Here is a 13,891-nt window from a genome sequence, read left to right as displayed (position 1 = left end):
GAGCACGACGGCCATGCGTGACCTCTCGGTCTCGATCTCGTTCTCAGCCTCGCGGCGTCGACTCGGTGCTGCCCGACTCGGGGTGCCCGGAGCCGTCGATCGCCTCGTCCTCGGCATCCGCGTCGGCCTGCTCGGCTTCGCTGCGTCCGCCCCGACGCTCGACCAGTCGCGCCGATGCGTCGGTCAGCGGTGCGCGCAGGAAGAGCATCGAGATGCTGACGCCGATGAGGGCGGCGAAGATCGCGGCCAGCCACCAGAACTCGCGGAAGATCGGGAAGAAGAACCACAGGATCGCGAGCGGCACGAGGAATGCCAGCAGTCGGAGCACGGTGTAGACGAGGAAAGGTGCGCGGTTCTTCACGCGGACAGTCTACGTTCGCGACCTGAGGCGTCTGCTGTCAGCCGTCCGAGCGCTGTGCGTCGCCGACGCCGAGAGAAGCGAACGGGATGCCGCGTACGACGCGCCTCCACGGATGCTCCCCGAGCGACCACAGCAGCTTCGCGTCGAGGTCGAGGGCGAGGTCCTCGCATCCGACCGGAAGTGGCATCTCGTCGCGCACCAGGGCGTCGCGGTCGCCGGTCCAGAGGATTCCTGGGTGCATGCGGTCGGACTGCGAGACGAAGTGCCGGTCGCCCCAGCGCACCGCGCCCTGCATGTGGCGGATGCCGGGGGTGAAGCGGCTCTCCTCGTGGAAGCCGTCGTCGTCGGACTCCGGGATGGAGAACTCCGCGACGCGCCCCTGGTCGTCCTTCGTGTACTCGCCGATCAGGACGCGGCGGAGCGGCGTGCCGTCGTCGTCGAACACTCGACCGAGGTACGAGCAGCGGATGTCGACGGGATGCACGCGGGTGCGCACCGCGACGAGTGCGGTGGCGCGCACGCCACGACCGCCGGCACCGGCGAGGCGTCGCGCGTCCGCGCCTCGGACGCGGCGGATGCGGGCGAGGTCGAACTCCCAGATGCCCTTGCCGGTCGCTGCGACGAAGAGGCGGTCGTCGAACCAGGCAAGGCCCCCGGCGTGGATCCGTGCGGGCTGCAGCTCGCCGTCCTCCTCGACGGCGAGCAGCACGTCGAGGTGGCGTGACCGGTCGAGGTCGACGAACGCGACCCGCGAGGCCAGGTGGTGCCCGTCGAGCTGTTGACGGAACCAGCTCACGGCGAGGGTGCGCCGACCGTGCCACAGTCCGAGGTCGATGCCCTGCGGATACCAGCGGCGCGTCCACGTACGGGCGCTCAGCCAACGCAGGTCGACGGTGCCGCGGTGCTTCTGCCGCACCGGGCGCCATGTCGTTCCGAACGGCCAGAGCATGGTCCCATCGTCGCCGATCGCCGAGCGAGGCGCGAATCCGCCGTACCGCGCTCAGCGGATGCATCCGATCGCGTCACCGCACGTTCACCCTCGCGTCCCCGACCGGCAACGATCGCCTGCGAGCATGCCGAGACCGTCGACCCGGGGGAGTTCTGTGCGCACACCGCTCGTCACCGTCATCCTGCCCGCCAAGGATGCGGGCGCCTACATCGGCACGACGCTCGAGACGCTGACCCGCCAGTTCGACGACCCGGCGGCGCTCAAGCTCGTCGCGATCGACGACGGATCCCGCGACGACACCGGAACGCTGATGCGGCGTTACGCCGAGCGTTTCCCGCACTCGACAGTCATCGAGAACCCGCAGCCCCAGGGGCTCGCGAGCGCCCGCAACCAGGGACTCGCGCACGTCGAGGGCGACGCCTTCTGCTTCCTCGACGGGGACGACTGGATGCAGCCGCAGCGGCTCGACGTGCTGACGCGTCGCCTGCGCGACCTGGACTGCGACTTCGTGCGCACGGATCACGTGACCGTGAAGGCCGGCGTGCGCACCCTCGTGCCGGCCCCGTACCCGTGGCGCGAGCGGGTGGGCTCGCCGCGCGAGGCGATCCTGCCCGAGAACGAGCCGACCATGGTCGACTACCCGTTCGCGTGGGCGGGCATGCTGCATCGCCGGCTGATCGACGATGGTCTCGCCGCATTCACCCCCGGACTCTTCACCGCCGAGGATCGCCCGTGGATCTGGCGCCTGCACCTGCAGGCCCGCTCGTTCGCGGTGGTCGATGCTCCGGCCCTCCTCTATCGCCGAGGGGTGTCGACGTCGCTCACCCAGGTGCGCGATCGGCGACAGCTCGACTTCGTCCGCGCCATGGACGAGGTGCTCGACATCGCGGCGGCGGATGCCGAGGCCGACCGCTTCCTGCCGAAGGCGGTGTGGACCGTGCTGGCGCTGAGCTCGCGGCACCTCGTGCGGGCACGGCGGATGACGCCGTCTCTGCGCGCCGAGATGCGCGCGGGCATCCGCGGACTGCTCGCACGGCTGCCCGAGACCGAGTCTGCAGCGGTGCTGGCGCGACTCGACGGCCCGCGGCGGCGCGTGCTCGCCCCACTGCTGCGCGCGGTCGGTCGTGCCGCATGACCCAGCTCTTCGCGCTGCACAGCGCGTACGGACTCGCGACGGCCGCGGCCGCGCTCGACGAAGGCCTCCTCGGAGAGCACGGCGAGCGCATCCTCGTGCCGTTCGTCTCGTCGCGGGTGCCGGAGACGTCAGTGGGCATCCTCGCCGACCCCGCGCTGGCGAGTCTTCGGGATCGGTTCGACCGGGTCGAGGATCTGAGTGCACTGCTCGGTCCGCTGCATCCGAGCTCGTGGAAGCCGGATGCCGCCGATCTGCCGCTGCTGCGCAGGCTGTTCACGCGCGCCTGGGGCCTCGACGGCGACGACCTCGAGGTGCTGGTGCAGAGCCCGCAGGTCGCCCCCGCTCGCACCCTGATGATGCTCTTTCCGCACGCTCGGCTCACGATCATCGGCGACGGGCTGATGACCTACTCGCCCATGCGCGTGCGTCTGCCCCACACGGTGACCGCCCGAATCGGCCGCGTCGTGCACGCCGAAGTCGTGCCGGGGGTGACGCCGCTGGTCGGTTCTCCCACCGCGACGCCGGTACCTGTCTCTCCTGCGCTGTTCCGCGCGGTGCTCGCCGAGACGGCGGCGGGGGTGGATGACGCGGCCGATCTCGTCAGCGCGTTCGATGGGCAGTCGACCGTGCTCGTCCTCGGCCAGTACCTGTCTGCGCTCGGGCTCGTGAGCGAGAGTGAGGAGGTGACGCTGCAGACCCGCATGATCGACCGGGCTGCGGACCTCATGCCCGCGCACATCGTCTTCAAGCCCCATCCCGCCGCGCCGCCTCGGCTGAGCGACGCGCTGCGCGATCGGGCGGCGGTGCACGGCGTCGTCTTCCACGAGTACCGCGGAGCGCTCGCCGCAGAGATGCTGGCCGAGCGGATCGACGCGCGCGCCGTCATCGCCGGGTTCTCGACCGCGCTGCCCACGGTGCAGGCGGTGTTCGGCACGGAGATCGAGGCGGTCGGCGCCGACACCGTGCTCTCTCGGCTGACCCCGTATGAGAACAGCAACCGTGTGCCCGCGACGATCGTCGATGCGCTCACCCGGCGCGACTCGCCGTATCGGCAGCCCGAGCGGATGCAGCTGCTGATCGACGCGGTCGGCTATGCCATGCAGCCGGTCGTCGCCGGACACCTGCGCGGGCGGGCGGAGGCGCTGCTGACGAGCATCCACCCCTCCGACCGCGACAGGTACTTCGCTCCGGATCGGCTGTCGGAGCTGCGTCTGCCGGGGGCGCCGCCGGAGACCGCGGTGCGTCGTGCGCTGCGTCCGGCAGGCGGAATCGGTCGGGTGGAACAGCTGCGGCTGACGGCGCTCGGCGCGCGGCGACGGATCGGACGCGCGTGGCGCGCACTGCGAGGACGGTGAGGGATGACGACCATGAAGACGGACATGAGCGCGAGCACGAGCACGGAAGAGGACCACGAGGACGCCGCACCCCGGGTGGTCGCGATCATCCCGGCGCGGGGCGGCTCGAAGGGCGTGCCTCGCAAGAACGTGCGACGGGTCGGCGGCGTGCCGCTGATCGAGCGGGCCGTGCGCAGTGCGCAGGCAGCCGACGGCATCGACCTGGTGGTGGTGTCGACCGACGACGACGAGATCGCCGCGGTGAGCGCGGCCGCCGGGGCGCGGGTCGTGCGGCGGCCCGCCGAGATCTCCGGTGACACGGCATCATCCGAGAGCGCGATCCTGCACGCGCTCGACGAGCTCGACAGGTCCGATGACGGGGCCGATGTGGTGGCCTTCCTGCAGGCGACCTCGCCGTTCATCCCCAGCGGCGTGCTCGCGGACGCCGTGCGCGAGGTGCGCGCGGGCGGCGCAGACAGTGTGTTCTCGGCGCACGAGACGTACGGGTTCCTGTGGGCGCGGGCCGAGGCGGGGCAGGCTGATGCCGGGGCGGCCGTGGCACTGAACCACGACGCGACCCACAGGCCGCGGCGTCAGGATCGCGAGCCGCACTTCCTCGAGACGGGCGCGTTCTACGTGTTCCGCGCCGACGGCTTCCGTGAGGCGAAGCACCGCTTCTTCGGACGCATCCGCATCGCCGAGGTGCCCGAATGGACAGCAATCGAGATCGACGACGAGCAGCAGCTGCGGATCGCGCGTGCGCTCGCCGCCCTGCACGAGACGCCCGAGCGGATTCCGGTGCGGGCGATCGTGACCGACTTCGACGGGGTGCACACCGACGACACCGCGACCGTCGACGCCGACGGCGTCGAGCGCGTGCGGGTCAGCCGGGAGGACGGCATGGGGGTGTCGCTGCTGCGTCGTGCCGGCATCCCGATGCTGATCCTCTCGACCGAGGCGAACCCGGTCGTGCGCGCGCGGGCCGACAAGCTCCGCGTGCCGGTGCTGCACGGCATCGAAGACAAGGAGTCGGCGCTGCGCGGATGGGCGGAGGAGAACGGCATCCCGCTCGGTGAGATCGCGTACCTCGGCAACGACATCAACGATCTGCCGGCGCTGCGCATCGTCGGCTGGCCGATCGCGGTCGCGAACGCGCATCCGCTCGTGCTCGAGGCGGCACGCGTCGTTCTGGGGCGCACGGGCGGGCACGGGGCCGTGCGCGAGCTGATCGAACGGGTGTTGCCTGCCTGACCGACCCCGGTAACCGACAGGTCTCCAGGCGTTCATCCCCGGCGCGTACTCAGGAGAGAAGGCCATTTCGACGACCGGAGGAACCATGACTGTCAGCATCGGCTCACGCGTGATCGGCGGCGGTCACCCCGCCTATCTCATCGCGGAGATCGGCCTCAACCACAACGGCGACGTCGACATCGCCAAGCGTCTGATCGACGTCGCTGCGAAGGCGGGTGCCGACGCCGTGAAGTTCCAGAAGCGCACGCCCGAGATCTCCACCCCCGAGCACATGCGCGACGTGCCTCGCGAGACGCCGTGGGGCACCATGAGCTACCTCGACTACCGTCGCCGCGTCGAGTTCGGCCGCGACGAGTACATCGCGATCGGCGACCACGCCACGATGCTCGGCCTCGACTGGTTCGCCTCCCCGTGGGATGTGCCGAGCGTCGACTTCCTCGAGGACCTCAACGTCACAGCCCACAAGGTCGCCTCGGCGAGCCTCACCGACACCGAGCTGCTCGTCGCGCTGCGCGAGACCGGCAAGCCGATCATCCTCTCGACCGGAATGTCGACGATCGAGCAGATCGACCGAGCTCTCACCACTCTCGGCACCGACCGCGTGGTGCTCATGCACGCCACGTCGACGTATCCGCTCGAGCCCGAAGAGGCGAACCTCCGGGCGATCGCCACGCTGCGCGACCGCTACCCCGGTGTGCCGGTGGGCTACTCGGGTCACGAGCGCGGCCTGCAGATCTCGCTCGCGGCCGTCGCGATCGGCGCCGTCGCGGTCGAGCGCCACATCACCCTCGACCGCACCATGTGGGGATCGGACCACGCGGCCTCGCTCGAGCCGACCGGCCTCGAGCACCTCGTACGCGACATCCGCGTGATCGAGGCGGCGCTCGGCGACGGCGTCAAGCGCGTCTTCGACAGCGAGCGCGCGCCGATGGCGAAGCTGCGTCGCCTCTCGGCATGATCAGTGCGGGCGTGAGCGGATCGGGGATGAGCGGATCGGGTGCGCTGCGGGTCGTCGCGATCGCGGACGCCGACTCGTTCGTGAAGTGGTCGGCGTCGCTGCTCGGCAGCGTGCCCGGCATCCGTCCGCACCTGCTGCTGGTGCAGACACCGCTGACGGCGAGCGTCGAGCAGCAGCGCACGGCGCTGACCGGCACAGCGATGCTGCCCGAGAACGTCACCCGGGTGGCATTCGCGCAGGCGGCGGGGTGGCTCGAGGGCCAGCGACCCGACGTCGTGCTGCTCGCCGGCCGCGGTCCGTTCGTGCGGCTCATGGGCAGGGTCATCGACGGTCTCACCCGTCGCCCCGTCGTCGTGGCGGGGCTGCCCGGCATGGCGATCCCCGCCCAGCGCGGAGCTCTGGAATATCGCCGCCACGCCGATCTGTTCGTCGTGCACTCGCATCGGGAGGAGCGGGCGTTCGCCGAGCTCGGACGCCGGATCGGGGTGCACGTGCCGACGGCGCTCGCGACCCTGCCGTTCGCGCGGTCGAGGTCGCGGATGCTCGCGCATGATCGTGCGCGCGTCCTCACCTCGGACACCGCAGGCCCGACGGGCACTCTCGTGGCCGAGCGACCCCGGTCGCCGGAACAGGTGCCGCAGTCGGAGCTGCGTCCGGTGCGGATGCCCGCCACCGACATCGTGTTCGCGGCGCAGGCGCTGGTGCCGGTCGGTCGGGACGAGCGCGCGGAGATCGCGGCGACCCTGGTGCGGGCGGCTGAGGCCGACCTCCATCGCCGTGTCGTCGTGAAGCTGCGTTCACGGCCGGGGGAGTCCGAGACCCACCTCGAACGCGACCCGTACCTCGATCTGCTGCCGGCACGGCTGCCCGAGAACCTCGTGGTGTCGTACGGCTCCATGGCCAGGGCGCTGTCGACGGCCGCGGGGCTCGTCACCGTGAGCTCGACCGCAGCTGTCGAGGCGGTGGCGCTCGGCGTGCCGGTGATCGCACTCGACTCTTTCGGGGTGAGCAAGAGCCTGCTGAACACGGTCTTCGTCGGCAGCGGCCTGCTCGGCGGACGCAGCGAGGTCGTGGCGGGGCGCTTCCGGCATCCGCACCCCGACTGGTTGCGCGACAACTACTTCCATCCCTCGGTCGAGTCGACCTGGTGGGAGCACGTCGAGCAGCTCGTCGCGTTGCGCAGGGCCGGCGCGCTGCCTGCCAGGCAGGTGCCCGCCGCCCGGGGAGGGGCGGTGCACGAGGCATGGCACCGCGCGAGTGTGCTGGGGTCGGAGGATCACACTCTCACCGGTGTGGCTGCTCTGGCGGTCGGGGCCCCCGCGACGAAGGCGATCGCGGCGCTCCGTCGCCGACGGGCACCGGTCGACGGCGGCACCTGGGCGGATGCGTCGACCGATTTCACGCTCGAGCCGAACCCGTTCCACGATTCGATCAGGCGCTGAGCAGCGCCGCTCACCGGTCGAGCAGTGCGCCGACCTGGGTCCTGACTTCCGCGGCGATCTTGTCGATGCTCGCTTCCGCGTTGACGCTCGCAGCCATCGTGACGAACATCGCGGCCGAGACGATGCGCGCGAGTATCTGGGCGCGGTGCTCGTCGATCTGTGGATCGCTGCTCAGGATGCCGGTCAGCGCCGTCTCGGTGTCGCCGACGATCCGCAGCGCCTCGGCGTGATGCGAGTCGGCCGGGTTGCCGAACACCATCTCTCGGAGGTACGTGCGGCCGTTCTCGACCTGCACCCGATTGCACTCGATGATCGGGCGCAGAAGGGCCATCGTCGCGTCGATGGTGTCCGCTTCTCGCGCGGCAGCTGTGCGGCCGGTCTCCAGGGCCACCGCGTAGTGCGCGTTCTGCACGAGGAGGAGTAGTTCGCCCTTCGTCTTGGCGTAGAGGAAGAGCGTCCCGGTGCCGACATCCGCTTTCTCAGCGATCTGCTGGGTCGTGACGTCGTCGATGCCGTGGGCGGCGAAGAGCTCGGCTGCGGCCGCCGTGATCCGCTCGAGCTTCTGCTGCTTGTTCCGCTCGCGGCGCCCGAGAGGCGTGGCCTGGGTCGACATGGGGATCCTCTCGGAATAGAAACTGAGTACAGTCGGTTATGACTGGAGTCGCTTGTGCGTACGCTCAGTGAACATTCCCCATTGTCGCAAGAAAGAAAGAGCGGTCCATGCCTTCACTCAACGGAGCTGTCGTCCTCGTCACCGGCGCGAACGGAGGTATCGGCACCCAGTTCGTGCACCAGGCGCTCGCACGGGGAGCTGCCAAGGTCTACGCCAGCGCCCGCACGCCGCGCGAGTGGGACGACGCACGGGTGGTGCCGCTGACGCTCGATGTCACCGATGCGCAGTCCATCCGCGATGCCGTGGAGGTGGCATCCGACGTGACCGTGCTGATCAACAACGCCGGCGCCTCTGTGCCCACGGCGGGCATACTCACGCATACGGACGACGAGATCCGCCGCAACGTCGAGACCAACTTCCTCGGCCCGCTGTTCCTGACGCGCGCATACGCCCCGCTGCTGTCGGGACGCGACGGAGCCACGGTCATCGACATCCACTCGGCTCTCGCGTGGTTCGCCGTCGGCGGCATCTACAGCGCCACGAAGGCGGCGCTGTGGTCGGCCACCAACTCGTTGCGTCTCGAGCTTGCGCCCGCGGGAGTGCACGTCGTCGGCGTGCACGTCGGCTACGTCGACACGGCGATGGCCGAGCACGTCTCCGACCCCAAGACCGATCCGGCCGACCTCGTGCGGGCGATCCTCGACGCGACCGAACGGGGCGAGTACGAGGTGCTCGCCGACGAGATCTCGGTGCAGCTCAAGGCCGGTCTCAGTGCGCCGCTCGACGCGGTCTATCCGCAGCTGCGCGCGACCGCCGTCTGACACCCGCCTGAGACACCGAGGAGAACGAACATGCGCGCATTCGTGCTCACGAAGTACAAGCAGCCGCTCGAGCTGCGGGACGTCGCTGAACCCGAGGTCGGTGACCGAGACGTCCTGGTCCGGGTGGAGGCCGTCGGCCTCAACCAGCTCGACGAGAAGATCCGCCTGGGGGAGTTCGCGCAGATCCTGCCGTACTCGCTGCCGGTGGTGCTCGGCAACGACGTCGCCGGCACCGTGATCCGCGTCGGCGAACTCGTCGAGTCGTTCCGCCCGGGGGATCGGGTGTTCGCACGGCCCGACGAGCGCCGCATGGGGGCGTTCGCCGAACGGATCGCCGTCGCCGAGTCGGATCTCGCTCTCGTGCCGACGCGCATCACGGCGGCCGAGGCCGCATCCCTGCCGCTCGTGGCGCTCACGGCCTGGCAGGCGCTGGTCGAGCGGGGCCGGGTCGAACCCGGCCAGAAGGTTCTGATCCACGCGGGCGCTGGCGGCGTCGGCTCAATCGCGATCCAGCTCGCCAAGCATCTCGGAGCCACCGTCGCGACGACAGCGAGCGCAGCCAACGCCGAGTTCGTCCGCCGCCTGGGTGCCGACGTCGTGGTCGACTACCGCGCCGAGAACTTCGAAGAGGTGCTCGCGGACTACGACCTCGTCCTCGATAGTCTCGGCGGAGAGAATCTCGAGAGATCACTGCGGGTGTTGAGACCCGGCGGCCTGGCCGTCGGAATCTCGGGGCCGCCCGACCCCGCGTTCGCGAAGCGCAAGGGGCTGAACCCCGTGGTGCGGCTCGCGATCGCCGCGCTGAGTCGAAAGATCCGGCGCCAGGCGAAGCGACTCGGGGTCACCTACGAGTTCCTGTTCATGCGGGCCGACGGTGCGCAACTGAGCACCATCGCGTCGCTGGTGGATGACGGGGTGATCACGCCCGTCGTCTCGAAGACCTATCCGTTCGAGCAGCTCCCGGCGGCCCTCGCCGACCTCGCGTCCGGTGGCGGTCGGGGCAAGATCGTGGCGACGCTCGAGAGCTGAACGAGGCGCCCCCGGCTCTGCGCCTCCGGCCCGAATCGGGCGAGGAGGCGCAGAGCCGGTGTCGCGTCGCCCTCAGCTGCTGCGGCGAATGGCCCGAACCCCCACGACGAGGCCGATCGCGGCGACGGCCAGCGCCGACACCCAGCCCCAGAGCACGGTGGCATCGCCGAGGTCGCCGGCGAACAGCGCCCGCTCGGCCTGCACGACCCAGTTCACCGGGTTGACCGAGGCGACCGCGCGCATCCACGCCGGGCCGTCATCGAGCGGCAGCAGCATTCCCGAGAGGATCAGCAGCGGGAAGATCAGCGACTGCTGCACTCCCCAGAACAGCCACTCCCGGTCCTTGGTGGCCAGTGCCAGCGAGTATGACAACGAGCCGAGCCCGACGCCGAAGACCGCGAGCAGGGCGAGCCCGATCAGCAGCCCCGGAATGTTGATCGCGAATCCGAACGGCCAGGCGATCAGCACGATCACGAGCGCCTGCACGACGATCGGCGCGACCTCCTTGAGCGCCCGCCCGACGAGCAGCGATGAGCGGGCCAGGGGAGCGACCAGGGTGCGCTCGTGCGAGCCCGTCATCATCTCGTATTGCAGATTCGACCCCGTCGCGCCGGTGCCGAACAGCACGATCATCACGAGCACCCCAGGCACGAACCACGCCAAGGTCTCGCTCGCCGGCTGACCGGAACCGCCGATCAGCAACGGAGCGAACAGCCCCAGGAACACGAGCGGCTGCAGCAGGCTGAAGATCAGTGTGAACGGATCACGCAGCACCGGCTTGAGCTCACGGGTGAGCACGTTCTTCGTATCGCGTGCGAGGTTCGAACGCACAAGGGTGTCGGTGCGGGGAAGGCCGGTGGTGGTCATGAGAGGACTCCTGTCTTGTCGTTCTCGATGCTGCCGGGGGCGGCGTCGGTGTCGGATGCTGCGTCGGATTCGCCGGCGCCGCCCTCTCCCGCTTCGCGCAGCGTGCGCCCGGTGAGGGCGAGGAACACGTCGTCGAGCGTGGGAGGCACGCCGGTCGCCCGATGCACGAGGATGCCGGCGGCATCCAGCTCGCGGACGATCACCGGCAGTAGCTGATCGCCGTCGGGGACGGCGAGCGACACCGCGTCGCCGTCGATGGTCGCGTCGGCCGTGCTGAGCCGTGCGATGACGGGGCGAGCGCTCGCCGCATCCGCCTCGCTCGCGAAGCCGAAGGTGAGCACGTCGCCGGCGAGGGTCGCCTTCAGCGACGACGCGTCGTCGTCGGCGATGATCCGCCCCTTGTCCATGACCATGACGCGTTCGGCATAGCGGTCGGCCTCTTCGAGGTAGTGCGTCGTGAGGAACACCGTCGTGCCGTGCTGCGTGCGGAGGTCGAGGATGTGCTGCCAAAGGTTCGCTCGGCTCTGCGGGTCGAGCCCGGTCGACGGCTCGTCGAGGAAGATCAGCGGCGGGGCGTGCATGAGCCCGAGCGCGATGTCGAGCCGCCGTTTCTGCCCGCCGCTGAGCTGCTGCACCGTGCGCGTCGCGAACGATGCGAGGTCGAGCGACTCGATCAACTCGTCCGCCCGACGGATGCTGTCGCGACGGGTCATGCCGTAGAACGCGCCCTGACTCAGCAGCTCGTCGCGGACGCGCTGCGAGAAGCTTCCGCTCGTGAGCTGGCCGACATAACCGATGCGGGCGCGCACCCCGGCGGCATCCGTGTGGATGTCATGGCCGACCACCCGCGCGGTGCCTGAGGTCGGAGGGATCAGTGTCGTCAGCATCCGCAGGCTCGTGGACTTGCCCGCGCCGTTCGGGCCGAGGAACGCGACGAGCTCGCCGCGGACCGCGGTGAAGGAGAGGTCGGTGACTGCGTGCACCGGCGTCTTCTTGACGGTGAAGACCTTGGTCAGGCCTTCTGTTTCGATGATGGATTCGTTCGACATGCTCAGAGACTATGAACCAACCAGGACAGATCCTGTCCGCAATATCTGACAATCTGAAGACATGTCCGACACCACCTCCCGCGCTCTCGCACTGCTCAACCTGCTGCAGACGCACCGGCACTGGCCCGGCACCGAGCTCGCCGGCCGACTGGGGGTCACGGAGCGCACCGTGCGCCGCGATGTCGACCGGCTGCGCGAGCTCGGATACCGGGTCGAGTCGACGCCGGGAGCGGCCGGCGGCTACCGCCTCGAGGCCGGCAGTGCGGTACCGCCGCTGCTGCTCACCGACGACGAGGCCGTCACGATGGCGATCGGCCTGCGCGTGGCGGCGACGCAGCAGCTCGTCGGCGGGGCGGAGGTCACCCTGACCGCACTCGCGAAGCTCGAGCAGGTGCTGCCGTCGGCGCTGCGACAGCGGGTGAATGCTCTCGCCGCCTCCGTGCAGCCGCCGCGGATCGGTGACGGTCCGGTCGTGTCGCCGGCGGTGCTGGGCGAGATCGCGATGGCGACCCGCGACCACGAGCGACTGCGCATGCAGTACGTCGACGGGGCGGGTGCCGAGAGCACCCGACGGGTCGAGCCGCACGCCCTCGCTCCCTCTGGGCGCAAGTGGTTCCTGCTGTGCTGGGATCTCGATCGCGACGATTGGCGGACCTTCCGCGTCGACCGCATCGTCTCGGTCGAGCACACGCGAGTGCTGTTCACACGTCGCGAGATCACCGAGGAGGAGATCGAGGAGCGGGTGCTGATCGCCGCATCGTGGACTCCGCAGAAGGTCGAGGCGGATGCCGTGATGGAACTGTCGTTGCCTGTGATGGAGGGCATGTTCGGCCCGTGGTCCGAGGGGGCGACGGCCGAGGGGGAGGATCGCACCCGCTGGCCGTTCGGCGGCTCGGACTGGCGGGAGGCGATGTATGCGCTGCTCTGGATACCCGAGGGCGTCGAGTACACGACGAGCTTCCCCGAGCCGCATCGCGCGGAGCTCAGGGAATCGCTGGGGCGCCTGCTGCGGGCTCTTGACGCACCGGTTCCAGGCTCACGCGGGTAGCGGCCCGCGCGCGACGATCGAGGGTGGGTCCGGGTCATCCCACCGCTGGAACGTCTGCACCCACCAGAACGAGGCGAACAGGATCAGGGCGACGGCCTCGCCGAAGAGCACGACCGGAGTCTCGCCGAACGCCTGGCGGAAGAGCAGCGCCATGACGAGCAGCAGGAGGTCGACGATCAGCAGCCCTGCGATCCAGCGGTAGATCGATCGTTGGCGCGGGCTCGGCGGGGTCTCTTCTGCATCGATCGGGCCGCCTGCATAGAGGATCGGCACCGCGGCGAAGACTCCGAAGAACAGCAGGGTCACCACGAAGTGGATGCTGTGCACCGGCCAGAAGTTGAACGGGAAGTTCTCATCGAGTGCGGGCACGAAGGCCAGCGCGGCGATGACGGCGGCGGTGATGAGCGCGATGATCGACACGAGCCGGGCCGAGGGGTTCGGCGTGCGAGTGCGGTGGCGGATCACCGCCATCGTGAGCACCGCGACGAACACGACCGCCACGTAGACGGCGATGCCGAGTCGCATGTCGCCCTGGAACTCGACCGGCACGCACTCGAAGTTGTCCGGGCACTCGTGTCCGTCGATCCGCTGGCGATTCGCGAGACCGGTCGGCACGATCGCGATCAGTGGGGCGAAGAGCGCCGAGATGTCGAGGAAAGTCGTCGCGCGGTCACGTCCCGAGAGTGCGAGGAGCGCCAGGGCTGCCGCGATCAGGGCCCCGACGAAGACGGTGCGGGCCGGTGTGTAGAAGGAGTGGCTGATCGAGGGCGGCGGATCCCAACCGAGTGCGAACGGCTCCCAGGACGTCACGACCGTCTGGATCAGCACTGACGTCAGCAGGGCGAACACGATGAAGACGAGCGACAGCCGCAGATAGCGGTGGGTCCTCAGGCTGGTGGGGGCGGTGTCCTCATCAACGGCCATGAGGCGAACGTACACCGCAGTCCGGACAGTGTCGGATGACGCGGCGTGACGACTCTCGTCATCGTCGGACTCACTCTGTCAATCCCCGCAACGTTCCTGGTATTCCGGAT

General features: G+C 69.8%; 14 protein-coding genes. 8 read left to right on the top strand and 6 right to left on the bottom strand.

Annotation, left to right across the window (positions count from 1 at the left end):
* Positions 1-43: 43 nt before the first annotated feature.
* Both RQG77_RS10740 and RQG77_RS10735 read right to left on the bottom strand, forming a co-directional pair.
* Positions 44-361, bottom strand: a complete 318-nt coding sequence (locus RQG77_RS10740) for a DUF4229 domain-containing protein (RefSeq protein ID WP_311244695.1) — start codon at positions 359-361, stop codon at positions 44-46.
* Between the two features lie 37 nt (positions 362-398).
* The gene (locus RQG77_RS10735; RefSeq protein ID WP_311244694.1) at positions 399-1,310 is read right to left on the bottom strand and encodes a hypothetical protein; all 912 of its coding nucleotides are present in this window, start codon (positions 1,308-1,310) and stop codon (positions 399-401) included.
* A 124-nt stretch (positions 1,311-1,434) separates the two neighbouring features.
* Between RQG77_RS10735 and RQG77_RS10730 the strand changes: the two genes are divergently transcribed.
* From RQG77_RS10730 to RQG77_RS10710, 5 genes are all read left to right on the top strand, one after another.
* Positions 1,435-2,445, top strand: coding sequence for a glycosyltransferase family 2 protein (locus RQG77_RS10730; RefSeq protein ID WP_311244693.1), 1,011 nt, complete (start codon positions 1,435-1,437; stop codon positions 2,443-2,445).
* The gene (locus tag RQG77_RS10725; protein ID WP_311244692.1) at positions 2,442-3,800 is read left to right on the top strand and encodes a polysialyltransferase family glycosyltransferase; all 1,359 of its coding nucleotides are present in this window, start codon (positions 2,442-2,444) and stop codon (positions 3,798-3,800) included. Before RQG77_RS10730 ends, RQG77_RS10725 begins: the two co-directional genes overlap by 4 nt.
* Positions 3,801-3,803: 3 nt before the next feature.
* The gene (locus RQG77_RS10720) at positions 3,804-5,030 is read left to right on the top strand and encodes an acylneuraminate cytidylyltransferase (RefSeq protein WP_311244691.1); all 1,227 of its coding nucleotides are present in this window, start codon (positions 3,804-3,806) and stop codon (positions 5,028-5,030) included.
* Between the two features lie 85 nt (positions 5,031-5,115).
* Positions 5,116-5,988: an N-acetylneuraminate synthase family protein gene (locus tag RQG77_RS10715; protein WP_311244690.1), complete on the top strand. Its 873-nt coding sequence runs from the start codon at positions 5,116-5,118 to the stop codon at positions 5,986-5,988.
* On the top strand, positions 5,985-7,430 hold the full coding sequence (locus tag RQG77_RS10710) for a DUF6716 putative glycosyltransferase (RefSeq protein WP_311244689.1): 1,446 nt from the start codon (positions 5,985-5,987) through the stop codon (positions 7,428-7,430). Before RQG77_RS10715 ends, RQG77_RS10710 begins: the two co-directional genes overlap by 4 nt.
* 10 nt (positions 7,431-7,440) lie before the next feature.
* On the opposite strand, the gene RQG77_RS10705 is transcribed toward RQG77_RS10710, so the two are convergent.
* A complete protein-coding gene (locus tag RQG77_RS10705; RefSeq protein ID WP_311244688.1) occupies positions 7,441-8,043 on the bottom strand; it encodes a TetR/AcrR family transcriptional regulator in 603 nt (200 codons plus the stop codon).
* A 107-nt stretch (positions 8,044-8,150) separates the two neighbouring features.
* Between RQG77_RS10705 and RQG77_RS10700 the strand changes: the two genes are divergently transcribed.
* Together RQG77_RS10700 and RQG77_RS10695 are read left to right on the top strand one after the other, a co-directional pair.
* Positions 8,151-8,864 carry an SDR family oxidoreductase gene (locus RQG77_RS10700; protein ID WP_311244687.1) on the top strand — a complete coding sequence of 238 codons (714 nt, stop codon included), beginning with the start codon at positions 8,151-8,153 and terminating at the stop codon, positions 8,862-8,864.
* 30 nt (positions 8,865-8,894) lie between these two features.
* Positions 8,895-9,893, top strand: coding sequence for an NADP-dependent oxidoreductase (locus RQG77_RS10695; protein ID WP_311244686.1), 999 nt, complete (start codon positions 8,895-8,897; stop codon positions 9,891-9,893).
* Between the two features lie 72 nt (positions 9,894-9,965).
* Here the strand turns inward: RQG77_RS10695 and RQG77_RS10690 are convergent, their stop codons facing one another.
* Positions 9,966-10,760: an ABC transporter permease gene (locus RQG77_RS10690; protein WP_311244685.1), complete on the bottom strand. Its 795-nt coding sequence runs from the start codon at positions 10,758-10,760 to the stop codon at positions 9,966-9,968.
* Positions 10,757-11,809, bottom strand: a complete 1,053-nt coding sequence (locus RQG77_RS10685; protein ID WP_311244684.1) for an ATP-binding cassette domain-containing protein — start codon at positions 11,807-11,809, stop codon at positions 10,757-10,759. Before RQG77_RS10685 ends, RQG77_RS10690 begins: the two co-directional genes overlap by 4 nt.
* 61 nt (positions 11,810-11,870) lie before the next feature.
* Between RQG77_RS10685 and RQG77_RS10680 the strand changes: the two genes are divergently transcribed.
* Positions 11,871-12,857, top strand: coding sequence for a WYL domain-containing protein (locus RQG77_RS10680; protein WP_311244683.1), 987 nt, complete (start codon positions 11,871-11,873; stop codon positions 12,855-12,857).
* Here RQG77_RS10680 and RQG77_RS10675 read toward each other — a convergent pair.
* Positions 12,846-13,781 carry a hypothetical protein gene (locus RQG77_RS10675; protein WP_311244682.1) on the bottom strand — a complete coding sequence of 312 codons (936 nt, stop codon included), beginning with the start codon at positions 13,779-13,781 and terminating at the stop codon, positions 12,846-12,848. The genes RQG77_RS10680 and RQG77_RS10675 overlap by 12 nt on opposite strands.
* Positions 13,782-13,891: the final 110 nt, after the last annotated feature.

Source organism: Microbacterium sp. WCS2018Hpa-23, from assembly GCF_031843845.1.
In the GTDB taxonomy this organism is placed as follows: domain Bacteria; phylum Actinomycetota; class Actinomycetes; order Actinomycetales; family Microbacteriaceae; genus Microbacterium.
Note: the sequence above shows the minus strand (reverse complement) of the source record. Positions and strands in the feature narration are given on the sequence as shown.